This is a genomic window from Nonomuraea sp. NPDC050394 (genome assembly GCF_044459065.1).
GTDB lineage: Bacteria > Actinomycetota > Actinomycetes > Streptosporangiales > Streptosporangiaceae > Nonomuraea.
This window is the reverse complement of the sequence record NZ_JBITIO010000013.1, coordinates 111,781-136,739: the sequence shown is the minus strand read 5'-3', so window position 1 is coordinate 136,739 and position 24,959 is coordinate 111,781. Positions and strand designations below refer to the sequence as shown.

Annotated in this window: 24 protein-coding genes; 16 read left to right on the top strand and 8 right to left on the bottom strand. The window is 72.4% G+C overall.

The features are described from left to right. Window positions 1–54 precede the first annotated feature (54 nt). Together ACIBKY_RS39575 and ACIBKY_RS39570 are read left to right on the top strand one after the other, a co-directional pair. Entirely contained in the window at window positions 55–813 is a 759-nt protein-coding gene (locus ACIBKY_RS39575) for an SCO2322 family protein (RefSeq protein WP_397105173.1), read from the top strand. Window positions 814–835: 22 nt separating this feature from the next. After that, complete coding sequence (locus ACIBKY_RS39570) at window positions 836–1,786, top strand: bifunctional adenosylcobinamide kinase/adenosylcobinamide-phosphate guanylyltransferase (protein ID WP_397105171.1); 951 nt, start codon at window positions 836–838, stop codon at window positions 1,784–1,786. Here ACIBKY_RS39570 and ACIBKY_RS39565 read toward each other — a convergent pair whose 3' ends face one another. Together ACIBKY_RS39565 and ACIBKY_RS39560 are read right to left on the bottom strand one after the other, a co-directional pair. Further along, window positions 1,787–2,641, bottom strand: a complete 855-nt coding sequence (locus tag ACIBKY_RS39565) for an aldo/keto reductase (RefSeq protein WP_397105169.1) — start codon at window positions 2,639–2,641, stop codon at window positions 1,787–1,789. It lies immediately after the preceding gene. Then, a complete protein-coding gene (locus ACIBKY_RS39560) occupies window positions 2,632–3,486 on the bottom strand; it encodes an NAD-dependent epimerase/dehydratase family protein (protein WP_397105167.1) in 855 nt (284 codons plus the stop codon). The genes ACIBKY_RS39565 and ACIBKY_RS39560 overlap by 10 nt, the downstream gene beginning before the upstream one ends. Before the next feature lie 71 nt (window positions 3,487–3,557). Between ACIBKY_RS39560 and ACIBKY_RS39555 the strand changes: the two genes are divergently transcribed. Beyond that, window positions 3,558–4,496 (top strand): LysR family transcriptional regulator, encoded by a 939-nt coding sequence (locus ACIBKY_RS39555; RefSeq protein ID WP_397105165.1) that lies wholly within the window; start codon window positions 3,558–3,560, stop codon window positions 4,494–4,496. Here ACIBKY_RS39555 and ACIBKY_RS39550 read toward each other — a convergent pair. Beyond that, on the bottom strand, window positions 4,443–5,243 hold the full coding sequence (locus ACIBKY_RS39550; RefSeq protein WP_379611573.1) for an ABC transporter ATP-binding protein: 801 nt from the start codon (window positions 5,241–5,243) through the stop codon (window positions 4,443–4,445). The two genes, ACIBKY_RS39555 and ACIBKY_RS39550, sit on opposite strands and share 54 nt — an antisense overlap. Before the next feature lie 24 nt (window positions 5,244–5,267). Here ACIBKY_RS39550 and ACIBKY_RS39545 point away from each other — a divergent pair, with 24 nt between their 5' ends. Together ACIBKY_RS39545 and ACIBKY_RS39540 are read left to right on the top strand one after the other, a co-directional pair. Next, window positions 5,268–6,512: a phosphotransferase gene (locus tag ACIBKY_RS39545; RefSeq protein WP_397105162.1), complete on the top strand. Its 1,245-nt coding sequence runs from the start codon at window positions 5,268–5,270 to the stop codon at window positions 6,510–6,512. Between the two features lie 2 nt (window positions 6,513–6,514). Next, the gene (locus tag ACIBKY_RS39540) at window positions 6,515–7,336 is read left to right on the top strand and encodes an adenosylcobinamide-GDP ribazoletransferase (protein ID WP_397105160.1); all 822 of its coding nucleotides are present in this window, start codon (window positions 6,515–6,517) and stop codon (window positions 7,334–7,336) included. Between the two features lie 57 nt (window positions 7,337–7,393). Here ACIBKY_RS39540 and ACIBKY_RS39535 read toward each other — a convergent pair whose 3' ends face one another. The 3 genes from ACIBKY_RS39535 to ACIBKY_RS39525 are packed head-to-tail and all read right to left on the bottom strand — an operon-like array spanning window position 7,394 to window position 9,578. Continuing rightward, a complete protein-coding gene (locus tag ACIBKY_RS39535; RefSeq protein WP_397105158.1) occupies window positions 7,394–8,272 on the bottom strand; it encodes a CPBP family intramembrane glutamic endopeptidase in 879 nt (292 codons plus the stop codon). Continuing rightward, window positions 8,272–9,234 (bottom strand): hypothetical protein, encoded by a 963-nt coding sequence (locus ACIBKY_RS39530; protein ID WP_397105156.1) that lies wholly within the window; start codon window positions 9,232–9,234, stop codon window positions 8,272–8,274. The genes ACIBKY_RS39535 and ACIBKY_RS39530 overlap by 1 nt, the downstream gene beginning before the upstream one ends. Beyond that, window positions 9,231–9,578 carry a GntR family transcriptional regulator gene (locus tag ACIBKY_RS39525; RefSeq protein WP_379611569.1) on the bottom strand — a complete coding sequence of 116 codons (348 nt, stop codon included), beginning with the start codon at window positions 9,576–9,578 and terminating at the stop codon, window positions 9,231–9,233. The genes ACIBKY_RS39530 and ACIBKY_RS39525 overlap by 4 nt, the downstream gene beginning before the upstream one ends. Before the next feature lie 105 nt (window positions 9,579–9,683). Here ACIBKY_RS39525 and ACIBKY_RS39520 point away from each other — a divergent pair, with 105 nt between their 5' ends. From ACIBKY_RS39520 to ACIBKY_RS39470, 11 genes are all read left to right on the top strand, one after another. Beyond that, on the top strand, window positions 9,684–11,135 hold the full coding sequence (locus tag ACIBKY_RS39520) for a leucyl aminopeptidase (RefSeq protein WP_397105154.1): 1,452 nt from the start codon (window positions 9,684–9,686) through the stop codon (window positions 11,133–11,135). Between the two features lie 48 nt (window positions 11,136–11,183). Continuing rightward, a complete protein-coding gene (gene lpdA, locus ACIBKY_RS39515) occupies window positions 11,184–12,548 on the top strand; it encodes a dihydrolipoyl dehydrogenase (protein WP_397105152.1) in 1,365 nt (454 codons plus the stop codon). A 21-nt stretch (window positions 12,549–12,569) separates the two neighbouring features. Then, window positions 12,570–14,069 carry a 2-oxo acid dehydrogenase subunit E2 gene (locus ACIBKY_RS39510; RefSeq protein WP_397105150.1) on the top strand — a complete coding sequence of 500 codons (1,500 nt, stop codon included), beginning with the start codon at window positions 12,570–12,572 and terminating at the stop codon, window positions 14,067–14,069. Between the two features lie 530 nt (window positions 14,070–14,599). Beyond that, the gene (locus tag ACIBKY_RS39505) at window positions 14,600–15,484 is read left to right on the top strand and encodes a TIGR01777 family oxidoreductase (protein WP_397105148.1); all 885 of its coding nucleotides are present in this window, start codon (window positions 14,600–14,602) and stop codon (window positions 15,482–15,484) included. 31 nt (window positions 15,485–15,515) lie between these two features. Beyond that, complete coding sequence (locus ACIBKY_RS39500; protein WP_397105146.1) at window positions 15,516–16,253, top strand: Type 1 glutamine amidotransferase-like domain-containing protein; 738 nt, start codon at window positions 15,516–15,518, stop codon at window positions 16,251–16,253. Window positions 16,254–16,291: 38 nt separating this feature from the next. Further along, window positions 16,292–16,966, top strand: a complete 675-nt coding sequence (lipB, locus tag ACIBKY_RS39495; RefSeq protein WP_397105144.1) for a lipoyl(octanoyl) transferase LipB — start codon at window positions 16,292–16,294, stop codon at window positions 16,964–16,966. 384 nt (window positions 16,967–17,350) lie between these two features. Further along, window positions 17,351–18,334 carry a hypothetical protein gene (locus ACIBKY_RS39490; RefSeq protein WP_397105142.1) on the top strand — a complete coding sequence of 328 codons (984 nt, stop codon included), beginning with the start codon at window positions 17,351–17,353 and terminating at the stop codon, window positions 18,332–18,334. A gap of 47 nt (window positions 18,335–18,381) precedes the next feature. Further along, window positions 18,382–19,311: a lipoyl synthase gene (gene lipA, locus ACIBKY_RS39485; protein ID WP_379611560.1), complete on the top strand. Its 930-nt coding sequence runs from the start codon at window positions 18,382–18,384 to the stop codon at window positions 19,309–19,311. Between the two features lie 116 nt (window positions 19,312–19,427). After that, window positions 19,428–21,803: a beta-glucosidase gene (locus tag ACIBKY_RS39480; protein ID WP_397105140.1), complete on the top strand. Its 2,376-nt coding sequence runs from the start codon at window positions 19,428–19,430 to the stop codon at window positions 21,801–21,803. A 93-nt stretch (window positions 21,804–21,896) separates the two neighbouring features. Further along, window positions 21,897–22,571, top strand: a complete 675-nt coding sequence (locus ACIBKY_RS39475) for a DUF4191 domain-containing protein (RefSeq protein ID WP_379611558.1) — start codon at window positions 21,897–21,899, stop codon at window positions 22,569–22,571. Next, the gene (locus ACIBKY_RS39470) at window positions 22,571–23,332 is read left to right on the top strand and encodes a class I SAM-dependent methyltransferase (protein ID WP_397105138.1); all 762 of its coding nucleotides are present in this window, start codon (window positions 22,571–22,573) and stop codon (window positions 23,330–23,332) included. The genes ACIBKY_RS39475 and ACIBKY_RS39470 overlap by 1 nt, the downstream gene beginning before the upstream one ends. Here the strand turns inward: ACIBKY_RS39470 and ACIBKY_RS39465 are convergent. Both ACIBKY_RS39465 and ACIBKY_RS39460 read right to left on the bottom strand, forming a co-directional pair. Then, a complete protein-coding gene (locus ACIBKY_RS39465) occupies window positions 23,316–24,236 on the bottom strand; it encodes a hypothetical protein (RefSeq protein WP_397105136.1) in 921 nt (306 codons plus the stop codon). The two genes, ACIBKY_RS39470 and ACIBKY_RS39465, sit on opposite strands and share 17 nt — an antisense overlap. Beyond that, window positions 24,233–24,844, bottom strand: a complete 612-nt coding sequence (locus tag ACIBKY_RS39460) for a TetR family transcriptional regulator (protein ID WP_397105134.1) — start codon at window positions 24,842–24,844, stop codon at window positions 24,233–24,235. The genes ACIBKY_RS39465 and ACIBKY_RS39460 overlap by 4 nt, the downstream gene beginning before the upstream one ends. Window positions 24,845–24,959: the final 115 nt, after the last annotated feature.

The window sequence follows — 24,959 nt, the reverse complement described above, 5'->3', positions numbered from 1 at the left end:
CCGGTGCACCCTCCGACGGTTATGGAACCCTACTCCCCAGCTGGAGGTCATTCGATGCTGCGCAGAATTCGTGTTGCCGCGGGAAGTGCGGCGGCGGCACTGGCACTCCTCACCGTTCCCGCCCTCGCCAACCCTCCCCTCGCCAACCCTCCTCTCTCCAACGCTCTTCTCGCCAACGCTCCCCTCGCCAACCCTTTGCGGGCCACCGCGCCGGTTTCTCCCGGTGGTCCCGTGCCGGGGGCGCCCGATCCGGACGCCGTGCGCGTCTGGAGCGTCTGGGAGAGCGACGGCACCGCCTGGCTGGCCGCCGCGCCCGGTGACGTGCCCTCCGACGGCGACGTGGTCGGCTGGCGCTTCGCCGCCTCCCCCGACGGGACCCCCGCCGAACCGCCCGGCGGCGAACTGGCCGGCTTCACCGCCGTGTGCGGGCAGCAGGCCGGCGGCGACGGCAAGCGCGTGGCCGTGCTCGTGGACTTCGGCGACGCCGACAACGACGCCTACCCCGGCGAGCGTCCCCCCGCGCCGATCCGCGCCTGTGTGCGGGGAACCACGGAGGCGACCGCCGCGCAACTGCTCGCCCAGGCCGCCAGGGCGCGCGTGGACGCGCGGGGGCGGGTCGTGGCGGTCAACGACTACCCCGCGCGGGAGAAGGGCGGCACGGAGGCCTCTGCGCCCGCGGCCTCGTCCGCACCGGGCGGGCCGCCGCTGCCGCTGATCCTCGGTGGCGCCGGCGTCCTGGTCCTGCTGGCGGGCGGCGCCCTCGTCGCCACCCGCCGCCGCGCCAGGCCCGCCGCCCACGGCACCCGCTACTGACGCCGGCGCTAGGCTCCGGACGGTGAAGATCGTGCTCTCCGGTACGGCGGGGCCGCGCGGCCGCCCGGAACCCGGCTGCCCGTGCGCCTCCTGCCTGACCCTGACCGGCGGCCACCGGCGCCCTGCCGAGGTGCTCGTGGACGGCCGGCCCCTGGCACCGGGCTCGCACGTGCTCGGAGGGGTGCGGCTGCTGTACGAGCCGGACGCCGCCCCGGCGGGCGATGGGCCGGGCGGGCCGTATGACGTGGTGCTGCTCGATCTGCTCGGCCGGCCGGAGCGGCTCGGGGAACTGCGCCGGGCCGGGATGGTCGCCGAGGGCGCGCAGGTCGTGGCCGTGGGGCTTGATCACCGGGTGCGCTCGGAGGAAGAGCTGGGCAGGCGGCTGGAGTTGTGGGGGGCGCGGGCCGTACCGGATGGAACGGTCCTTGACCTGCCCGGCCCCGCGCGGGTCCCGCACCCGCGCAGGACGCTGCTGCTGGGCGGGTCGCGGTCGGGCAAGTCGGCCGAGGCCGAGCTGCGGCTGGCGGCCGAGCCGCACGTGACGTACGTGGCGACCGGGCCGTCGGGGGCCGGTGACGGCGAGTGGGCGGCGCGGGTGCGCGCGCACCGGGAGCGGCGGCCGGCGCACTGGGAGACCGCCGAGACCACGGACCTGGCCGGGGCCATCGCGGCGGCCACCACGCCGCTGCTGGTGGACGGGCTGGGGACGTGGGTGGCGGCGGTGTTCGACGAGCACGGGGCCTGGGAGGGTCCGCGTGAGCCCGTCCTGCGGCGCTGCGACGAACTGGTCGAGGCGTGGCGGCGGACGCCGGTCGCGATCGTGGCCGTCTCGGACGAGGTGGGCCTGGGCGTGGTGCCCGCGACCGCGAGCGGGCGGGCCTTCCGCGACGTCCTGGGCAAGCTCAACGAACGGCTGGCGGGCGAGTCCGAGTACGTGGCGCTGGTGGTGGCCGGGCGGCTGCTGCCCCTGTGATCACGGGAGGCGGGCCAGTTCGGCGGCGGTCAGCACGAGATCGGCGGCGGCGGCCGAGTCCCTGATGGTGGCGGGCCTGGTGGCGCCGGGGATGGGGATCACGTTCGGCGCGAGCGCGAGGTGCCAGGCCAGGCAGACCCGCTGCGGGCTGACCCCGCGCTCGGCGGCCACCTCGTGAAAGGCGCTCTTGGGCGGCGCGGTGGTTCCGGCGTCCAGCGCGCTGGGCGAGATGCCGCCCAGCGGGCTCCAGGGCAGGAACGCGATGCCCAGCTCCGCGCAAAGCCGCAGTTCCCTGATCCCTTCCGGCGCCGCGGGCGAGAAGCGGTTCTGCACCGAGGCCAGCCGTCCTCCGAGGATGGCGGCGGCCTGCCGGATCTGGCCGGTGTCCACGTTGGAGATCCCGGCCATGCGGATCTTCCCCTCGTCCAGCAGGTCGCGCAGCGCCCCGACGGACTCCGCGAACGGCACCGCCGGGTCGGGCTTGTGCAGCTGGTAGAGGCCGATCGCCTCGACCGCCAGCCGCCGCAGGGAAGACTCGCAGGCCCGGCGCAGGTGGCGGGGGTCGCCGTCGACGGTCCACGAGCCGTCTCCCGGCCGCCCGCGCCCGCCCTTGGTGGCCACGAGCACGTCGGCGGGCCCGTAGGCGGCCAGGGCCCGCGCGATGAGCCGCTCGTTGTGCCCGGTCTCGTCCGCGTGCCAGTGGTAGGAGTCGGCGGTGTCGATGAGCGTGACCCCCGCGTCCAGCGCCGCGTGGACGGTGGCCAGCGCCCGTTCCTCCTCCGGCCGGCCCTCGATGGACAAGGGCATCGCCCCGAACCCCACCGCCCCGACCTTGACCGCTCCGATCAGACGCATGCGCGTGCCTCCTTCACGACGCCGGGCAGCCAGTCGCCGACGTCCGAGAACGTGAAGCCGAGTGCCGTGGCCCGGCCGTTGTCCATGGTGTAGTCGCGCTCGAAGGAGTACGGCGACTCCCCGCGCGTGTAGAGCGGCCGCCCGATCGCCTCGCACAGCCGCCTGACGTCGAGCGTGCCGTGGGAACAGGCGTTGACCGGCCCGCTGAAGTCGCCGAGCGCGGCCCAGGCCAGGAAGGCGGCGATCTCGCGCTCCTCGATGAAGGAGGCGGGACGCGGATCGGCACAGATCCCGACCGGGAGCCCCGCGTCCACCCGCCGCACGTAGTGCTCCAGCCGCCCGGTGAAGTCGTTCCCACCGAGCACGTGGGCGGTCCGCACGGCCGCGAACACGAACCCCGCCGACCGTGCCAGCACCGCCTCGGCCAGCCGCTTCCCCACGCCATAGGGACGTTCCTCGCATCGGAGCAGGTCCCTGTGGACGATTCCCGCCGTCAGGTCGAGCGCGTCCTCCCGGTACGGCCCGCCGCCGCCGAGATCGGCGTAGACCTCGACCGTGGAGGTCATCACGTACCGCCGGGTCCTGCCCTCGAAGACCCGGCGGGCGACGGCGGCCTGCCCCGGGGTGTAGCAGACCTGGTCCACGACGGCGTCGAAGGTACGGCCGGCCAGCGCCAGCCGCATCCCCTCCTCGTCACCCCGGTCGGCGCGCAGGTGGGTGACCCCCTCGGGCGGCGCGGACGAGCCCCGGTTGACGACGGTGACGCGAGCTCCGTGGTCGCGCAGGTTCTCGACCAGCCGCCGCCCGAAGTAGCGGCTGCCGCCGATGACGCAGATCTCGTTCATGCGGCCAGCATGCCGACCGTATAGTCGACAGCGGTAGTGAGGACCTACTCATTCGGCCATTAGGAGAACTGTTGATCGACGTTCATCGGCTGAGCATCCTGCGCGAGGTGGCCAAGCACGGCAGCTTCAACCGCGCCGCCGGCGCCCTGCGCTTCACACCGTCGGCGGTCTCGCAGCAGATCGCCGCGCTCGAACGCGGGCTCGGCATCGCCGTGGTCGAGCGCAGCACCCGGGGAGTCACGCTGACCGAACCCGGCCGCATGCTCGTGGAGGCGGCCGAGGCCATAGCCGCCGAGCTGAGCGACGCCCAGGAGCGCATCGACCGCCTGTCGGCCGAACGCGCCCAGCTGACCGTGGCCGCGTTCACCAGCGGCGGACGGGTGGTGCTGCCCAAGGCGCTGGCCACGTTCGTGGCCGAGCACCCCGAGGTGGAGCTCACCATCCTCGAACGCGAGCCCGAGGACGCGCTCCCGCTGGTCCGCGCGGGCCGGGCCGACCTGGCCCTCGGCTACCACTTCGACGGCCTGCCGCCGGCGCGGCCCGGCGACCGCTCGGGACTCGACTGGACGCCGCTGGCCCGCGATCCCCTGCGCGTGGTCCTGCCGCGCGGGCACCGCCTGGCCGGACGGGAGCGGGTGGCCCTGGGCGAGCTGAGCGGGGAGCGCTGGGTGCTCGGCTGCCTCAAGACCATGGACCTTCTGCGGGGCTACGCGGCGCTGGCCGGGTTCGAGCTGCGGGTCTCGTGCAGCGCCACCGACTACTTCTTCGCGCAGTCGCTCGTGTCGGCGGGCGTCGGGGTGGCGCTCGTCCCGGAGATCGCCCTGAACGAGGCCTCCGATCTGGTCGCGCTCGCGCTGGAGGCGCCCAGCCCGTCGCGGTTCATCGGGGTGGCCACCTCCCGGCGGCGGGGCGGGGCGGCGCGGCCGTACGTGGACAGGCTGACCGAGCTGCTGCTGTCAGGGGCGGACGGCGCGGGCGTACCAGCGGCCGTCGAGGCGGTCGGCGTGTAGCGGGCGGCCGAAGCAGTCCGAGAGGTTGTCCGGGGTCAGGACCGCGTCGACGGGGCCGGCGGCGAGGACGCGGGCGTCCTTCATGAGCATCGCGTGTGTGGTCGTGGCCGGCACCTCCTCCAGGTGGTGGGTGACCGTGACCGTGGTGAGGACGGGGCGGGTGGCGGCCAGGTCCTCGATCGCGGAGATGAGGTCCTCGCGGGCGGGCAGGTCGAGGCCGGCGGCCGGCTCGTCGAGCAGCAGGACGGCCGGGTCGGCCATGAGCGCCCTGGCGATGCGCACCCGCGCCCGCTCCCCCTGCGAGCAGACGCGGAACTCCCGGTCGGCCAGGTCCTTGCAGCCGAGGTCGGCCAGCAGGCGCAGGGCGCGCTCGCGCTCGGCCTCGCCCAGCTTGTCCCACAGCGGGACGCTGGTCCCGGTATGCCCGGTGAGGACCACGGTGAGCGCGGTGGCGTCCTCGTCCTCCATCAGGCTCTCGTCCACGAGCCGCTGGCTGGCGGCGACGAGGCCGATGTGGCGGCGCAGCTCGCGCAGGTCCACCCGGCCGAGGCGGTGGCCGAGCACGTGGACCGACCCCTCGGTCGGGTGGCGTACGGCCGAGGCCAGCGACAACAGGGTGGTCTTCCCCGCGCCGTTGGGGCCGAGTACGACCCAGTGCTCGCCGAATTCGACCCGCCAGTCGATCGAGGACAGCAGAGTCTTGCCGACGACACGGACACCGACACCTTCGAGTTCCAGCACGTGCATCCGGCCACGATAACGTCCTAAATCATGCTGAGTGACAAGGTCCGCCAACTGATCACCTACGACGCGCGGCGGCGGATGGCCGTTGCGGACCGCCCGAAACTCCGCGCGCTGGTGGAGCGGGCGCCGGCCGGCGGGGACGCCGATCATGAGTCGCGGCGGGCGCTGGGTGTGGCGCTGCTGGCGCTGGGCGAGTACGAGCGGGCGGCCGGGCACCTGCGGCGCGCGGTGGAGCTGGCCGGGTCGCCCGCCCAGGTGATCGCCGCCCGGGTCGGCCTCGCGGAGGTGTACCGGCATGGCGGCGACCTGCCGGGCGCGGAGCTGATCTGCCGGATGGCGCTGGAGCTGGCCAGGGCGCAGGCGCCCGAGATGGCCGCCCTGCCGCTGCTGCACCTGGGCTGGACATTGGCCGGGCAGGGGCGCCCCGAGGCGGCCAGGCAGGCGCTCGGCGAGGCGCTGGAGCTCCGCCGGGAGTCCGGCCGGGCGCCGGGCCGGGAGTCCGGCGAGATGCCGGCGGAGGAGCTGTTCGCGGCGGGAGACGTCGAGGCGCTCGCGGTGCCGTTGCCGCCCTCTGTCGCCGCGCTCCTCGGTGCCGGGCCCGAGTGGGACCACGACCACGACGGCGCCGGCGGGTCGCTGGCCCGCGCGGGCTCGTACTTCGTGCGCCGGGGGCCGGAGGCGGTGGCCGAGCACGCGCGGCTGGTGTGGCTGCGGGAGCGGGCCGGGGTGGCGGAGGTGGTGGCGTTCGAGGGCGACGTGCTGGTCACCGCCGACACCGGGGCGGAGACGCTGGCGGCCGCCGAGGGGACGGACGATCCGGGCGTCGGCGCGGCCATGGGCAGGGCGTTGCGGGAGCTGCATGCCGTACCCGTGAAGGACTGCCCTTTCGACGGGCGGCTGGACGTGCTGCTCGCCCAGGCGCGGCGCAACGTCGTCGAGGGGCGGGTGGACGCCGGCGACTTCGACGACGACAACCTCGGCCGCACGCCCTCGCAGGTCTACGAGCGGCTGCTGGCCGAGCGGCCGGAGGGGGAGGACCTGGTCGTGGCGCACGGCGACTTCACCCCGTCCAACGTGATGGCCAACGGCGTGCTCATCGACCTGGCGCGGCTGGGCGTGGCCGACCGCCACCGGGACCTGGCCATCGCGCTGCGCGACCTGAGCGGCGACTTCGGTCCGGAGGCCGTGGCCGCCTTCCTGTCCGCCTACGGCCTGGAGGCGCCCGACGAGGCCAAGCTGGCCTACTACCGGCTGATCGACGAGCTGTTCTGACCGTGGACGGGCTGAGGTTCGCGATCGGCACGCTGTCGATCTTCCCCGTGCGGGTCTCCCGGGTGGACCGGGCGGTGGCCGGGCGGGCGATGGCGCTGGCTCCCCTGGCCGGGCTGGCCCTGGGCGTGGTCGCGGCGGTGCCGTTGCTGCTGCCGCTGGTGTCGCCGGGGCCGCCGCTCCTGGCCGCCGCGTTGTCGCTGGGGCTGCTCGCCGTCCTCACCCGGGGCCTGCACCTGGACGGCCTGGCCGACCTCGCCGACGGGCTGGGCAGCGGCAAGCCGCCGCCTCAGGCCCTCGACATCATGAAAAAGTCTGACATCGGGCCCTTCGGGGTGCTGGCGCTGGTCTTCACCCTGCTCATCCAGGCCGCCGCCCTGTCCGGCCTGCCCCCGTGGCTGGGCGCGGTGTCCCTGGTCACGGCCTGTGCGACGGGACGGCTGGCCCTCACGTGGGCCTGCCGGGCGGGCGTCCCCGCCGCCCGCCCCGACGGCCTGGGCGCCATGGTCGCCGCCACGGTACGGCCCGCCGCCCGCTGGGCCGCCACCGTCGGAACGCTGGCCCTGGCACTCGCCCTGGCCCTGGCACTCGCCCTGGCTTCCGGCTTCCACGCTTGGCTCCAGGTCTCGCCCGGTGCCCTGCCAGGTCACGGCCGGCTGCCGGTCGCGGTGGTGCTGCCCTTGGGCGTCGTGGCGGGACTGGCGGCGGCCATGGCCCTGCTCCGGCACGCGAGGCGGCGGCTGGGCGGGATCACCGGTGACGTCCTCGGCGCCCTGGTGGAAACGGCCACCACCGCCGCCCTGATCACCTGCGCCCTGCTCACCTGAGCGCATCCGGTCAGCGCCCTGCGGGCGTGGTCGGGCCGGGCGGGAACCGGCCGGGGTTCAGGCGGTGGCCGGTTCGGCGGGCCGTACCGGATAGAGCTTGAGGAGGGTCACGCCCAGCAGGGCGAGCACCACCCAGCCCACGAGGCCGGTGACGCCGATGACGGCCGGGTTGGGCGGGGCGGCGGCGTCGCCCAGCAGGAGGGACGTGCCCGCGACGCCGTTGAGCGCGCCGTGCGCCACCACGGCGGGCCACACGCTGCCGGTGCGCAGCCGCAACCAGCCCATCGTGACCCCGAGCAGGACGCACGCGACGACGAAGTACGGCCCCGCCCACGGACCCAGCGCCGGGTAGTTGTAGCCGAGCAGGGTGACGGGGAAGTGCCACACGCCCCAGATCACCCCGGACAGCAGCAACCCGGCCGGTATCCCGCGCGCGGCCACCAGGCGCGGCAGCAGCCATCCCCGCCAGCCCAGTTCCTCGCCGAGGACGGGCAGCGCGTTGAGCAGCGGCGTGGCCACCACCGCGAACACGATCTGCGCGATCAGCAGGCCGCTCGCGTCGGCGGGCACCGGGACGCCCGCCGCCTCCATGCCCTGCTTGAACAGGCTGAGCCCGCCCAGGTCCAGCGAGACCAGCCCCAGCGCCGCGCTCAGGCCGAGGCAGAGCGCGACCACCAGCGGCGTGCCGATCCAGGCGGCGGCCATGAGCAGGAGCGTGCGGCGGCGGTCGGGGCCGAACGTGAGGCCGGTCTCGCGCGCCCACTGACGGAACGGCGTGCGGGTCCTCGCCCACACCGCCAGCACGCCCAGAGCCGGCGTGAACATGAGCGCCGTGGCGCAGATCATGAACGCGGGAGAGGCCAGCCCGCCGCCGAGCCACAGCGGCAGGCAGAACGCCCACGCCAGCCCGAACGCGACCACCAGGAAGAGCGCCATCACGCCACCTTCTCCTCGATCAGGGCGTTGATCAGCGAGGCGCCGCGCCGGGCGTCGTCGACGCTGATGAGCAGCTGGCCGCCGGAGCGGTAGCGCAGGACGAGGCAGTCGCCGCCGCGCAGCATGATCGCGGCCATGCCGGGCACCCCGCGGACGCCCCAGCCGCCGACCTGGCTCGGGTAGCGGACCTCGGACCACGCCTTCTCGATCTTCGACAGCCTGATCCGCCGCACCGGCCAGCCGAACGGGCCGAAGCCGAGCGCCAGCCCGTCGTCGGTGACCCGCACGATGGCGGCGCTGGTGAACAGGCCGGACACGAACACCACCGCGCTGGCGAACAGCAGCGAGCCCCAGACCGTGGCCGGGGTGGCGCCGATGAAGGCCACGCCGGACGCCGCGACGAACACCGCTCCGCCCGCCACGGTCAGGGCCAGCAGCCAGGGGTTGCTGACCCGGCTCACCCACACCGAGCGCTGGCCGGCGCGCAGGCGCAGCTTGGGCGGCGCCTCACCGGCGGGCGGCGGCTGGTCGTGCTCGCCCCTGCCGAGGAAGCCCGCGGCCAGCCCGCCGCTCACGGCCGCCAGGGTGACGGCCAGCACGACCCAGCCCGGCAGCTCGGCCTCGGTCCAGACGGGCCGGTCGAGGTTGGCGTAGACGGTGGTCAGCGTGATGCCCACGGCGAACAGGCCGACCCCCACCAGGAAGCCCCACCAGTAGCCCCGGCTGAGGCGGCGGCGCAGCATCCGGCCGTGTACGGCCATGCCCAGCATCACCGCCCACGTCACCACCCACGGCGCGACGGCCATCAGCATGAACTGGGTGAACGACGAGGACCGGTCGGCCCTGTCGGACCAGTGGGTGGCGAGCGGGTCGGGCAGGCGGTCCTGGAAGGAGAGGGGCACCGTGACGAGCACAGCGGTGATGATCAGTCCCCACACTGCGCCGAAGATCCGGGTTGTCATGGCAGTTCCTCCAAAATCGCGATGAGGTCGTCACGGCGGTAGCCGTACCGTCTGGCCTCTTCCAGCAGTTCGCGGGCGCGCTGCACGAGCAGCGCCCGGCCGTCCGCCTGGCCGGCCACGCTGATCCCGCGCCCTCTCCTGAACTCGAGCAACCCCTCGTCGCGCAGGTCGCGCAGGGCGCGCAGCACGGTATTGGCGTTGATGCCGAGCACGTCGGCCAGGTCGCGGGCGGACGGCAGCCGGTCGCCGGGGGCGTAGGAGCCGTCGCCGATGGCGCGCCTGATCGCACCGGCCACCTGCTCGTGCAGGGGGCGGGCGTCGTTGAGGTCGAGAGTGAGCAACATGGTGCTAATGACACTAGCACCATTCACTTGATGATGCCTACCTACGATTCATAGGATGAACCCCTGTTTGTGGGTACACTGAAAGCGCGGATAGCATCGGTTTACGTGACCACTGTGCGGCTGAACTCAGCAGATCCCGTCTCGTTCGACACCGACGCACTGATCGTCGGTTTCCACCCCGGCGCTGAGGGCCCGCGCCCCGTCGCCGAAGGGCTCGACGCCGCGTTCGGCGGGAAGCTGGCCGCCTCGCTCACCGCGGTGGGCTTCACCGGCAAGGCCGGCGAACTGGCCAAGATCCCGGCGTTCGGCGCCATCACCGCGCCGCTCCTGGTCGCCATCGGCCTGGGCGAGGACCCCGGCGCCGAGGCGCTGCGGCGGGCGGCGGGCGCCGCCGTACGGTCGCTGGCCGGAACCACGCGCGCCGCGCTCGCGCTCGGCGGCGAGCCCGAGGCCGTCGCGCTCGGCGGGCTGCTGGGCGCCTACTCCTTCGCCCGCTACCGCACCGACGGCGAGCAGAAGAACCCGGTCGCCGAGCTGACCGTGCTGGCCGCCGAGACCGCGGGCGCCGCCGAGCGCGCCGGGGTCCTGGCCGAGTCCGTCACGCTGGTGCGCGACCTGGTCAACACCCCGCCCTCCGACCTGTTCCCCGCGCGCTTCGCCGAGATCGCCGAGGAGGAGGGCGGCAAGGCCGGGCTGAACGTCGAGGTGCTCGACGAGGTCCAGCTCAAGAACGGCGGCTTCGGCGGCCTCGTCGCCGTCGGCCAGGGCTCGGTCAACCCGCCCCGCCTGGTACGCCTGTCCTACAGCCACGCCGACGCCACCAAGACGCTGGCCTACGTCGGCAAGGGCATCACGTTCGACACCGGCGGGCTCAACCTCAAGCCGTCCGCCTCCATGGACTGGATGAAGTCCGACATGGGCGGCGCGGGCGCGGTCCTCGGCGCCCTGCTCGGCATCGCCAAGCTCGGGCTCAAGGTCAACGCGGTCGGCTACCTCTGCCTCGCCGAGAACATGCCGAGCGGCACCGCCCAGCGCCCCTCCGACATCATCCACAGCTACAGCGGCAAGACCGTCGAGGTGCTCGACACCGACGCCGAGGGCCGCCTGGTCCTCATGGACGGCATCGCCCGCGCCGCCGAGGACGAGCCCGACGTCATCGTGGACGTGGCCACGCTGACCGGCGCCCAGATCGTCGCGCTCGGCTGGCGCACCGCCGGCGTCATGGCCAACGACGACGACCTGCGCGAACTGGTCGTCGACGTGGCCGGCTCCGTCGGCGAGGGCGCCTGGGGCATGCCGCTGCCCGAGGAACTGCGCAAGGGCCTCGACTCCCCCATCGCCGACATCGCCAACCTCCAGCCCGAGCGCTGGGGCAGCATGCTGGCCGCGGGGATCTTCCTGAAGGAGTTCGTGCCCGACGGCGTCAAGTGGGCGCACGTCGACATGGCCGGACCCGCCTTCAACAAGGGCGAGCCGCACGGCTACACCCCCAAGGGCGGGACCGGCGCCATCACCCGGACCCTCATCGGACTCGCAGAGCGGCACGCGAGCGCCTGAAACAAATGAAAAGATGACGGCATCACGATCCCGACAAGGAGCCTTCCTGTGGCCTACGACATCGTCGTCCTAGGTGGCGGCAGCGGCGGTTACGCCTGCGCGCTCCGGGCGGCCGAGTTGGGCAAGTCGGTCGCCCTGATCGAACGAGACAAGATCGGCGGCACCTGCCTGCACCGGGGTTGCATCCCCACCAAGGCCCTCCTGCACTCCGCGGAGGTCGCCGACGAGACCCGCGAGAGCGAGTCCTTCGGCGTCAAGGCGCGCTTCGAGGGCATCGACGTGCCCGGCGTCCACGCCTTCAAAGACAAGATCGTCACGCGTGCCTGGAAGGGCGTGCAGGGCCTGCTGAAGTCGGCCGGTGTGACGGTCGTCGAGGGCGAGGGGCGCCTGGCCGGCGCCGGCAGCGTCCAGGTCGGCTCCGAGGTCTACGAGGGCCGCGCCGTCGTACTCGCCACGGGGTCGGCGCCCAAGTCGCTGCCCGGCCTGCGCATCGACGGCGAGCGCGTCATCACCAGCGAGCACACGCTGACGATGGAGCGCGTGCCGAGCTCGATCGTCGTGCTGGGCGGCGGCGTGATCGGCGTCGAGCTGGCCAGCGTCTACCGCTCGTTCGGCGCCGAGGTGACCATCGTCGAGGCGCTGCCGCACCTGCTGCCGGCCGAGGAGGAGTCCAGCTCCAAGCTGCTGGAGCGGGCCTTCCGCCGCCGCGGCATCAAGTACGAGCTCGGCGTCTTCTTCGACGGCGTCAAGACCACCGACACCGGCGTGGTGGTGACGCTCGCCAACGGCAAGACCCTCGACGCCGAGCAGCTGCTCGTGGCCGTCGGCCGCGGCGCCGTATCGGCCGGAATGGGCTTCGAGGAGCAGGGCGTCCAGGTCGAACGCGGCGCCGTCGTGGTCGACCAGCACTGCCAGACCTCCGTCTCCGGCGTCTACGCCATCGGCGACCTGATCGACACCCCGCAGCTGGCCCACGCGGGCTTCGCCGAGGGCATCCTGGTGGCCGAGCACATCGCCGGGCTCAACCCGCCGCCCATCGACTACGCGGGCGTGCCGCGGATCACCTACTCCGACCCCGAGGTCGCCTCCGTCGGCATCACCTCCAAGCAGGCCGCCGACCGGGGCATCGAGATCGTCGAGCAGGTCTACGACCTCGCGGGCAACCCCAAGAGCCAGATCCTCGGCACCTCGGGCGCGGTCAAGGTGATCGCCCAGAAGGACGGGCCGGTCGTGGGCGTCCACATGGTCGGGCGCCGCATCGGCGAGCTGGTCACCGAGGCTCAGCTCATCTACAACTGGGAGGCGCTGCCAGCAGAGGTCGCCCAGCTCATCCACGCGCATCCCACCCAGTCAGAAGCCATGGGCGAGGCGATGCTGGCACTGGCCGGCAAGCCCCTGCACGTCCACAACTAAGAACTCGAGGAAGACATACCCATGCCGGTCTCCGTACAGATGCCCCAGCTCGGCGAGAGCGTCACCGAGGGCACGGTAACCCGTTGGCTGAAGAAGGAGGGCGAGCGCGTCGAGGCTGACGAGCCGCTCCTCGAAGTGTCGACCGACAAGGTCGACACCGAGATCCCGTCGCCGTCCGCGGGCGTCATCACCAAGATCGTCGTGGCTGAGGACGAGACCGTCGAGGTCGGGGCCGAGCTGGCGATCATCGACGAGAACGGCCAGGCGGGCGCCCCGGCGGCCCCGGCCGAGGAGGCCCCGGCGCCGCAGCCGGAGCCGGCCCCCGCCTCTTCGATCCCGCAGCCCGAGCCCACCCCGGCCCCCGCCCCGGCGCCCGCCGCCCAGGCTCCGGCTGCCCAAGCTCCGGCTGCCCAGGCTCCGGCCGCTCCGGCCCCCGCTCCCGCCGCGCCGGCGCAGCCCGCCGCTCAGGCTCCGGCGCCCGCGCAGGCCGAGGCTCCGCTGCCGTCGTCGGGTGAGAGCCCGTACGTGACGCCGCTGGTGCGCAAGCTGGCCAACGAGCACGGCGTCGACCTGGAGGCGATCTCGGGCACCGGTGTGGGTGGCCGCATCCGCAAGCAGGACGTGCTGGAGGCCGCCAAGTCCCAGCGCGAGGCCGCCGCCCCTGCTCCCGCCGCGCCGGCGCAGCCCGCCGCTCCGGCCGCCGCTCCCGCCGCCGCCGCTCCTGCCGCTGCCGCCCCGGCCGCGCAGGCTCCGGCTCCGGTCAGCGCCTCGCCCGAGCCGGTCGAGGTGGACACGACGCTGCGGGGCCGTACCGAGAAGATGACGCGGTTGCGTCAGACGATCGCCAAGCGCATGGTGGAGTCGCTGCAGACGGCGGCGCAGCTCACCTCGGTCGTCGAGGTGGACGTCACGAAGATCGCCCGCCTGCGGGCCAAGGCGAAGGACGACTTCCTGCGCCGCGAGGGCGTGAAGCTGACCTTCACCCCGTTCTTCGCGATGGCCACGGTCGAGGCGCTCAAGCAGCACCCGAAGCTCAACGCCACGATCAACAACGAGACCAACGAGGTGACCTACTTCGACGTCGAGAACCTCGGCGTCGCGGTGGACACCGAGCGCGGCCTGCTGGCCGCCGTCGTCAAGAACGCCGGCGACCTCAACCTGGCCGGGCTGGCCCGCAAGGTCACCGACCTCGCCGAGCGCACCCGCAACAACCAGGTGACGCCCGACGAGATCACCGGCGGCACCTTCACGCTCACGAACACCGGCAGCCGCGGCGCCCTGTTCGACACGCCGATCCTCAACCAGCCGCAGGTCGGCATGCTGGGAACCGGCGCGGTCGTCAAGCGTCCCGTGGTGGTGGACACGCCTGAGGGCGAGGTCATCGCGGTGCGTTCGATGGTGTACCTGGCGCTCACGTACGACCACCGCCTGGTCGACGGCGCGGACGCGGCCCGCTTCCTGACGACGATCAAGCGTCGCCTCGAGGAAGGCCGCTTCGAGGCCCAGCTGGGCCTGGCCTAACCGCTCCCCGGACCGTCCGACGCCCGCGTCGGACGGTCCGGCTCTTTTTCTGCCGGGCTGCGCCCTTTCCGGCGCCCTATCCGTTACGGCAAGCCAAGCGGGCCACCGACCGCAGCCGTCGGCGGGCGGCCTCTTCCGGGCGGCCGGCAGCCGGACGGGCTTCCCGCCGCCACAAGGCACGCTTGGCCAGCCACCATGGCCCGGCTCAGCACCGCACAAGGGCGCCGAGCCCCACCACACCACACCCCACCGCGCGGCGCCCCAACCCACGGCCTGCGGCCCATCGCCCGGTCGCCCCGTCGCCCCGTCGCCCCGTTGCCCGGAGCCTCCCGCTCCGCCGCCGGGCCCCACACAGCATGTCCACACCCTTCAGGGACCACGGCCGGTCCGGTCACCCCATGCCACACACCGCGCCCACGCCGGTGCCGGCCCTATGGACCATGCCCTTTCCGGTCAGCCTCGCGCCACGCGCTCGCTGCCCAGGGCCGCGTGCTCCGGCCGGCTGGGTGGGTGGAGCGTAGGGTGGAGGCATGGTGATCACCGTGACCGGGGGTTCCGGACTGCTTGGGCCGGCGTTGATGGGGGCGCTTCGCGAGCGTGGGCACGAGGTGCGGCAGCTGGTCCGGCGGCCGGTGCGGGCCGAGCATGAGTCCTTCTGGGATCCGGGTGCGGGCGTTGTTGATCCGGGTGCGCTCGACGGGGCCGATGCGGTGGTGCATCTGGCCGGGGCTTCGATCGCCGGGAAGCGGTGGAGCGGGCCGTACAAGAGACTGCTGGTGGAGAGCCGGGTGCGCAGCACGGCCACGCTCGTCGAGGCGATCGGGAGGCTCTCGGCGCCGCCCGAGGTGCTGGTTTCGGCCTCCGGGGTGGACTTCTACGGCGATACCGGGGATCAGGTGATCGACGAGAGCGCGCCGCTCGGGCGTGGGTTTCTCGCCCGGCTGTGTGAGGCCTGGGAAGCGACGGCCCGGGAGGCTCCGGTACGGAACGCGCAGCTTCGGACGGGGCTGGTGCTGAGCGGGAAGGGCGGGGCGCTTGGGCCCATGTTGCCGATCTTCCGGATGGGGCTCGGGGCGCCGCTGGGGTCGGGGCGGCAGTACTGGTCGTGGATTGCCGTGGAGGATTGGGTGGGTTCCGTGCTCCATGTCCTGGAAAATCGGGAAATCTCGGGACCGGTGAATCTTGTGGGGCCTTCTCCCCTGACCAACGCGGAATTCACGAAAACTCTCGGGCGGGCGCTGCGGCGGCCGACCATGCCGATCGGAGTGCCGGGGTTCGCGCTGGAGCTGGGGCTGGGCGAATTCGCCAAGGAAGCCCTGCTCCCGAGCCACCGCATCGTGCCGAAGAAGCTGGTGGACAGCGGCTACGGCTTCGCCCATACGCGTCTCGATCAGGCACTGGCCGCCGTAATCTAGTCTGTCCGACACGATGTGGGGGAGCACAGTCATGACCAGAACCGGCCAGTCACACATCCTTGCCATCGGTGGTGGATCGTTCCGCCCGACGCGGCGCCACGGCTTCATCGAAGCCAGCCCGCTGCTGCGCTACGGACTCGACCTCACCGGACAGGACCGTCCCAAGCTGGGTCTCCTCGCCACGGCGATGGGCGATGACGCCGACTGGTTGCTGAAGATGTACGGCGCCTTCTCCCACTGGGACGTCGAGGTGAGCCACCTGACGGTGTTCCCCATGCCCAACCTGGAGGACCCGCGGGCCTGGATGCTCGACCAGGACATGATCTACGTCAGCGGTGGCAGCGTCGCCAACCTGATGGCGTTGTGGCGGCTGCACGGCTACGACGAGATGCTGGAGGAGGCCTGGCGGTCCGGCGTGGTGCTGTCCGGGCAGAGCGCGGGCGCGCTGTGCTGGCACGTGGGCGGCAACACCGACTCGTTCGGCCCCGACCTGCACGTGTGGGCGGAGGGCATGGGCCTGCTCCCCTACTCGTGCGGCGTGCACTACAACTCCGAGCCGCAGCGCCGGGAGATGCTGCAGGCCTCGGTGGCGGGCGGCGAACTGCCCGGCGGGTACGCCGCCGACGAGGGCGTCGGCCTGCATTACGTGGGCACCGAGTTCATCCAGGCGGTCACCGTCGACCCCAGGGGCTACGCCTACCGCCTGGAGCACGACGGCGACGACGGCGTGAAGGAGTTCAGGATCGAGCCCCGGCTGCTGACGTCCTGAATTACCCTTCATAGGTGAGGGAACGGCACAATGGACACATGCGCCACGCCTTGGCCATTGTGCGGCTCGGTGTCGATGTCCCCTACGAGCAGGCCTGGAACCTCCAGCGCTGGGTGCACGAGAAGCATCTCGCCGGAGAGCTGGGCGACACCGCCCTGATCCTGGAGCACGCGCCCGTCTACACCGCGGGCAAGCGCACCGCCCCGCACGAGCGCCCCGCCGACGGCACCCCGGTCATCGACGTCGACCGGGGCGGCCGGATCACCTGGCATGGGCCCGGCCAGCTGGTCGGGTACCCGATCGTGGCGGTCTCCGACGTCAGCGACTACGTGCGCCGGCTCGAAGAGGCCATGGTGCTGGTCTGCGCCGACTTCGGGGTCAGCGCGCGGCGCATGCCGCACAGGGGCGGGGTGTGGGCGGCCGGGGACGCCGCCCTGGGCCTGCCGGACCGCATGCTGGGCGCGGTCGGCATCCGGGTGACGCGCGGAGTGGCGATGCACGGCTTCGCCCTCAACTGCGCCAACGACCCGCGCTGGTTCAACCGCATCGACCCCTGCGGCATCCCGGGCGCCGGAGTCTCCACCCTCTCCGCCGAGACCGGCCGCCGCATCGTGGTCGAGGAGGTCATGCCGATCATGGAGAAGCGGCTGGCGGACGTGCTCGGGCTCGAGTCCTACGACGTCCACGAAGAAGACCTGCTCCGCCACCGCTGACCCCCGGATGGCCGCGCCGAGGGCACCAAACCCGAAGGCGCGGGCCGCGGGTCCGGGCACCGGAAGGTCGCAGGTTTGGCCGGGTGGACCGTGGGCCTGGCAGAGGTGGGGGCGAGGGGTGGCGTGGGCCAACCCCGGAAGTGGGGCCGGAAAGCGGTGGAGCCGCACAGGCGTGAAGCCGCACAGGCGAGAGGCCGCGCACGTGTGAGGCCGGGCGCGTGAGAGGCCGCGCAGGTGTGAGGCTGGGTGCCGGGTGGGGTTGCCGGAGGGTGTTGGCCGGGGCGGTGGGTGGGATGTGGTGAGGTTGGGGAAATGTCGGGCTGGTAATCGAATCGGCATCTAATTGCGGTTGATTCCGGATAACGCGTTTCTACGATCGGGCCTGTGAAGCGTCTCCTGGCTCTCGTGCTGTCGCTGATCGTTCACGCGTTGACCCTGGCCTTCATCCTGGCCGGTGGCGCGCTCATCGCGTTCAATCCCGGCGAGGTCCCCGCCTGGGTCGCCGGGGCCCTTCTGCTGGCGGTCGGGGTCATGCTGCGGCCGCGTCTGGGGCGGCTGCCCGCCGACGCCGAGGTGCTGGCGCGTTCGTCCGCCCCCGAGCTGTACGGCGCCGCCACCCGCGTGGCCGGCGCGCTGGCCGTCAAGCCGCCGGCCACCGTGGCCATCATGGACCTGGGCGTCGACGCCACCTACGCGCGGATCGGCCTGCGGCGTACCCCGGTGATCGTCGTCGGGCTGCCGCTGTGGCTGGCGCTGACGCCGAGGCAGCGGGTGACGCTGCTGGCCAGGGCCTACGCCGCGGGCAAGATCGGTGAGGGGCTCGTGGTGGGTGAGGCGCTGTCCACGCTGGCCGAGTGGCGGATGGGCCTGGTCGGTGCGGCGCCGCTCAAGCAGCGTGAGGAGGCCAGGGTGGTCATGGACCGCGCGTCCCTGGGCGTGATGCACGCGCCGGGCGCCTCCTACGAGGCGGCGGGACTGCTCGGCCGGATCTTCGGGCGGGTACTGGGCGGTCCGGTGCTGCTGGCCGAGTACGCGCTGACCCGCCTGGTACGCGCGGGCGACAGCCGTACCCGGGAGGAAAGGCGGGCACTGACGGCCAGGGTGACGTCGGCGGAGGAGCTGGACGAGCTGGAAGGCCTCATGGCGAGCGGCCGCTACCTCGCGCCGATCCAGGCGGCGGCGCTGCGCGGGGAGAGTGTCGCGGTGATCAGGCAGGACGCGCTGACCAGGGCCAGGCTCTCCGACGACGGCGTGCTGACCTCGGCGCCCGGCTCGGAGTTGCTGGGGGCGCGGGAGTCCGGGCTGATCGACGAGGAGCTGCTGAAGCACTACACGCGGGCCATCCGCGGGTTCGGGCTGATCTCGTGATACAGGTCGGGTCATGGGATGTTCTCGCGGGGACGTAAGCTGGGTCCGTGACCGTTGCCCCTGAAGGCCGAAAGCTCCTCCGCTTGGAGGTGCGCAACGCCGAGACCCCTATCGAGCGCAAGCCCCCGTGGATCAAGACCAAGCTGAAGACGGGCCCCGAGTACACCGAGCTGAAATCGCTCGTGCGCCGGGAGGGCCTGCACACGGTCTGTGAAGAGGCGGGCTGTCCCAATATCTACGAGTGCTGGGAGGATCGCGAGGCGACCTTCCTCATCGGCGGCGACCAGTGCACCCGCCGGTGCGACTTCTGCCAGATCGACACGGGCAAGCCCAAGGAGTACGACAAGGACGAGCCGCGCAGGGTCGCCGAGTCGGTCCAGCAGATGGGCCTGCGCTACGCGACCGTGACCGGCGTCGCCCGTGACGACCTGCCCGACGGCGGCGCCTGGCTCTACGCCGAGACCGCCCGCCAGATCCACACCCTGCTGCCCGGCTGCGGCGTCGAGCTGCTGGTGCCCGACTTCAACGGCGACCGCGAGCAGCTGGAGGAGGTTTTCTCCAGCAAGCCGGAGGTGTTCGCGCACAACGTCGAGACCGTGCCGCGCATCTTCAAGCGGATCAGGCCGGCCTTCAGGTACGAGCGTTCGCTCGGCGTCATCACGATGGCCCGCGAGGCGGGGCTGGTGACCAAGTCCAACCTGATCCTGGGCATGGGCGAGGAGCGCGAGGAGATCGTGCAGGCGATGCGCGACCTCCACGAGGCCGGCACCGACCTGCTCACGATCACGCAGTACCTGCGGCCCACGCCGCGCCACCACCCGGTGGAGCGCTGGGTGAAGCCGGAGGAGTTCGTGGAGCTGCAGGCCGAGGCCGAGGCGATCGGCTTCGCCGGCGTGCTGTCCGGTCCACTGGTCCGCTCGTCGTACCGGGCGGGCAAGCTCTACAAGCAGGCGATCGAGGCGCGGCAGAGCGCCTGATCCGGCCGGCGGGAAACCGCATCCCTCGCCGAGGGGTGCGGTTTTTTCATGCCCTCTATGTAACGCAAAGGTCACAAACCTAGCTCTCGGTCGGTTTTCTGGTTAACACTGACGGGGTGGACTTCGACGAACTGATCAACAAGCTGGACCTCAGCACCAAGATCCGCCTGCTCACCGGCGCCGACATGTGGTCGCTGCCCGCGATCCCCGAGATCGGGCTCGACCGGCTCGTGATGAGCGACGGCCCGATCGGCGTACGCGGCGAGCAGTGGAGCGCCGTGGACCCGTCGATCGCCCTGCCCAGCCCCACCGCGCTGGCCGCGACGTGGGACGTCGACCTGGTCAGGCAGGTCGGCCGGCTGCTCGCCCAGGAAGCCCGGCGCAAGGGCGTGCACGTGCTGCTGGCCCCGACCATCAACCTGCACCGCACGCCGCTGGGCGGACGGCACTTCGAGTGCTTCTCCGAGGACCCGTTCCTCACCGGGGAGGTCGGCGCGGCCTACGTCGAAGGCGTCCAGGACGGCGGCGTCGGCACCACGCCCAAGCACTTCGTGGCCAACGACTTCGAGACCGACCGCTTCACCGTCAACGTCAAGGTGACCGACAAGGTGCTGCGGGAGATGTACCTGGCGCCGTTCGAGCGGGTCGTGCGGGCGGGCGCGTGGGGTCTCATGAGCGCCTACAACTCGGTCAACGGCACGACCATGACCGAGCACTCCGACCTGGTCAACGGGGTGCTGAAGGACGAGTGGGGCTTCGACGGGTACGTGGTGTCCGACTGGACGGCGGTGCGCTCCACCGAGGCCGCCGCGCTCGGCGGCACCGACGTGGCCATGCCGGGTCCGAACGGGCCGTGGGGCGAGAAACTGGAGGCCGCGGTCCGCGAGGGGCGGGTGCCGGAGTCGGCCGTGGACGACCGTGTCCGCCGCATCCTGCGGCTGGCCTGGCGCACCGGCGCGCTCGACGGGGGCGCGGGCCGTACCGTCGGATCGGCGGCTTCGATCGACGGGGTGGCGCTCGCGCGCGAGGTGGCCGCGCGGTCGTTCACGCTGCTCAGGAACGAGGGCGGGGTGCTGCCGTTCGCGGGCGTGCGGACGCTCGCGCTCATCGGGTCGGCGGCCGACGAGGCGCGGATCATGGGCGGCGGCAGCGCCCAGGTCTTCCCCGACCGGATCGTCTCGCCGCTGCGCGGGCTGCGTGAGCGGGACGGCGTCGAGGTGCGGTACGCGCTCGGCACCGACCCGCGGCTGCGCTTCTCACCGCTCAACGCCCCCGCCACCGCGCTCTTCCTGGACGGCGAAGGCCAGGTGCTGGCCGAGGCGGCGGTGCCGATCGCCGAGGCGCGCTGGGTGGGCCAGCCGCCCGCGGGCGTGGAGCTCGACCGGCTGGCCGCGGTCGAACTGCGCACCAGCTACACCGCGGACGTCGCCGGGGAGCACCAGTTCTCGGTCGCGGGCGTCGGCCGCTACACCTTCACGATCGACGGCACGACCGTGTTCGCCGAGGCCATCGTCTTCGAGGGCGACGACCCGGCCGCCGGGCTGCTGCACGCGCCGGAGCGGCGCTTCACACACGCGCTGGAGGCCGGTCAGACCGTCGAGCTGTCGCTGCGCCAGCACGAGGTGGCCAGCTTCAACGGGATGACGCTGATCCTGTTCACGATCGGGCACGCCAACCCGTCGGCCGGCGAGGACGAACTGCTGGCCGAGGCGGCGCGGCTGGCCGCCGGGAGCGACGTGGCGGTCGTGGTGGCCTCGACCACGCTGGAGGTGGAGAGCGAGGGCTTCGACCGCAAGGACCTCAAGCTGCCCGGCCGCCAGGACGAGCTGATCGCCGCCGTGGCCGCGGCCAACCCGCGCACGGTGGTCGTGGTCAACGCCGGCTCCCCCGTCGAGATGCCGTGGGCGGGTGACGTGGCCGCCATCCTGCTGACCTGGTTCCCCGGTCAGGAGGCCGGGCCGGCGCTGGCCGACGTGCTGTTCGGCGACGCCGAGCCGGGCGGGCGGCTGCCCACGACCTGGCCGGTGTCGCTGGAGGACAGCCCGGTGGTCAACGTCACGCCGCGCGACGGGGCGGTGCCGTACGACGAGGGGGCCTTCATCGGTTACCGGGGCTGGGAGAAGGCGGGGCGTACTCCGGCCTTCTGGTTCGGGCACGGCCTCGGGTACACGTCGTGGACCTACAACGCCGTGGACGCCAGCACCGAATCGGTCACGGTTTCCGTCACCAACACCGGTGAACGGCGCGGGCGGGAGGTCGTGCAGGTGTACGTGGCTCCGGCCGATCCCGGTGAGCGGCCGGCGCGCCGGCTCGCCGGGTTCGCGGTGGTCGAGGCGGAACCCGGTGAGACCGTCGTGAGCACGGTGTTCCTGCCCGAGCGCACGTTCCAGGTATGGGGCGGGGACGGCTGGAGCACCGTGCCCGGCGCGTACACGGTCGAAGTGGGCGCCAGCGTCGCCGACCGGCGGCTGACGGCGGACATCAGCGTCTGAGACCGAAGAAGAGGGGCGTGCCCGGTCCGGGCGCGCCCCTTTCCCGTGGTCACGTTTTCATCTCGGGGGGCTGGGCTTTGTATCCTTCAAGGCATGGCAACCGCAGAAGAGAAGCCGGGGCGTATCAAGCAGCTCCGCATGATCGCGCAGATCATCAAGCAGGCCAACCCCAAGGGGCTGCCGATCGTCTTTCTCTCGGCGGTCGCCACCCTGGCCGTGGCCGTCGTCATCGGCCTGGTCATCGACCAGCTGATCTATTCGATCATCCTCGGTATCATGCTGGCCTTCACCGTCGGCCTGGTGGTCTTCGGCCAGCTCGCCCAGCGGGCGCAGTACTCCATCCTGCACGGGCAGACCGGCGCCGCCGCCGCGGTCCTGCAGGGCATGCGCGGCAACTGGCAGGTCACCCCGGCCATCTCGGTCAACCGCGACCAGGACCTGATCCACATGGTCGTCGGCTTCCCCGGCGTCGTGCTGGTCTCGGAAGGGCCGGGCAACCGGGTGGCCAAGATGCTCACCGCGGAGAAGAAGCGCATCTCCCGCGTCGCGCTCGGCATCGAGATCTACGACCTCCAGTGTGGTGATGGCGAGGGCCAGATCCCGCTGGCCAAGCTGCAGCGGCACATCATGAAGCTGCCGCGCAACCTGAAGAAGCCCGCGGTCAACGAGGTCAAGGACCGGCTGCGCTCGCTGCCCAAGAACATGCCGCTGCCCAAGGGTCCGATGCCCAAGGGCGCGCGGGTCCCGCGCGGCCCCAAGATGCGCTAGTGCTGTCGCCGTCGTCGCGGGCCAACCGCTGGTGGTGGGACGGCAACGCCGACGAATACCAGGTCGAGCACGGCCACTTCCTCGGTGACGCGCGGTTCGTGTGGTGCCCGGAGGGTCTCGACGAGGCCGGCGCCCGGCTGCTGGGCGAGGTGCGCGGGCGGGAGATCCTGGAGATCGGGTGCGGGGCCGCGCAGTGCGCGCGGTGGCTGGCCGGGCAGGGCGCCCGGGTGGCCGCCTTCGACATCTCCCACCGCCAGCTGCGCCATTCCCGGCGCATCGACCTGGAGACCGGGGTGACGGTTCCGGCCGTCCAGGCGGACGCCGAGGAGCTGCCGTTCCTCGACGCCCGGTTCGACCTGGTCTGCTCGGCGTTCGGGGCTTTGCCGTTCGTGGCCGATCCGGCGGCCGTCTTCCGTGAGGTGCGCCGGGTGCTGCGGCCGGGCGGGCGGTTCGTCTTCTCGGTGAGCCATCCGATCCGGTGGGCGTTTCCCGATGATCCCGGGCCGCGGGGGCTGACCTCCGACCGGTCCTACTTCGACCGCACGCCGTACACCGAGACCGGCGAACGCGGCGAGGTCACCTACGTCGAGCACCATCGCACGCTGGGCGACTGGATCGGGCTCATCGCCGCGTCGGGACTGCGCGTCGACGGGCTGACCGAGCCCGAGTGGCCGCCGGGGCACGAGCGGGTGTGGGGTGGCTGGAGCCCGCTGCGCGGGCGCAACCTGCCCGGCACCGCGATCTTCAGCTGTAGCGCCTAGCCATGGCGTGGAAGACCGCCTTCGGCTCCCAGCGGGTGTCGTCGAGCATCCTGACCACGCCGTAGGAGCCGAGGTCGTCGGCGTTCTGGCGGGTGTAGCCGGCGAAGGTGAACCACAGCGCGGTGTCCACGCCCTCCCGCTCGAAGACGTCCATCAGGTCCTCGAGGTAGCGGACCTGCTCCTGCTCGTCGGGTACGGCGTCCGCCGGCGGCTGCCAGGCCATGCCACCGAGCAGCCCGGCGCCCCGGTAGGCGCAGGTGCCGAACTCGGTCACCACGACGGGCTTGCCGTGGCGGGCGTGGGCGCGGATCTCCTCGGGAAAACTCTCCTGGTTGTACGCCGCTCGGTAGGCGTCGACCCCCACCAGGTCGAACGGCGTCCAGTCGATGGGCTCCCACGGCGCGCTGGCATAGGTCACCGGGCCGTCGAAGTGCTCGCGCACCGTCTGGGCGGCCTCGGCCAGGAAGGTGTCGAGCCGCTCGATGACCGGGCCGAGGTTCTCCCACCAGGCGGTCTCCGCGTCGGCCATCAGCTCCAGGCGCTCGGAGTAGGTGTCGCCGGGCATGAAACCCTGGCCGAAGGCGCTGGTCTCGCAGCCTGTCACCATGATCGTCCGGCCGTCGAGCGCCTGGGCGCGGCGGGCGCACTCGGCGTAGAGGTCGAGCATCTCGGCCGTGGACCGGTCTACGGGGAATGGCGCGAAGTAGACCTCCAGCCCGGCAGCGACGGCCTCCTCCGCCGCGACGCTCAGCCGCCCGGGATCTCTGCCTGACACGCGCACGGTCGAGCAGTGCAGGTCACCGGCGATGACCCGCATGTCGGCGCGGGCCGTCTCCCGGTCGAACACCGCTCGCGTGCCGGGCTCCGGCAGGAACCCGGTGTCGTAGTTGATGCCCTTCTTCATGTCCCATGTCCCCTTTCCAGCAGGTCGAAGGCCCGATTCACGTCGGGACGCAGCGACTCCCCCGCCTCGCGCAGGCTCATGCCCGCGGCCAGGCGATCGAAGAACGCCTCCTGCAGCAGCAGGATCGTCGCGGTGATCTGGGCCGCCATCAGGTCGGCGGTGAGGTCGTCGGCGGGCAGGTGCCAGGTGTCGCGGCCGCTCAGGACCATGGCCAGGGCGGCGCGCTGGCCGTACTGGATCTCCTGCATGGCGGCGGTCAGCGTGGGGCTGGCGATGATCACTTTCATCCTGGTCATGAGCTCCGGGATGTCCACCTCCGCCTCCAGGTGCTCGGCGAACAGCAGGTAGTGCTCGCGCAGGGCGCGCAGAGGGGTCTGGCCACGCCGGCGGCCGCCGACGACGCCGGCGATGTCCTCTTCCACGCCGTCGAGTACCAGGGCCTCCTTGTTCGGGAAGTAGTTGAACAACGTCACCTTGGCCACACCGGCGGCCTCCGCGATCTCGTTGACCGTGACGGCCTCGAAGCCGCGTTCGGCGAACAGGCGCAGGGCGGTGTCGCCGATGTGCTTGCGCCGCTGTGCCTTCTTTTCCTTGCTCACCCCGACCATGAGACGAACGATAATGCTTACCGGGTTCAAAAGTAAACCCGGTATGGTTCTGTGGATCGGCCATTGACAACGTTGTCTTTTGGGTTTCTTCTGGTGACAACGTTGTCAGGGAGGC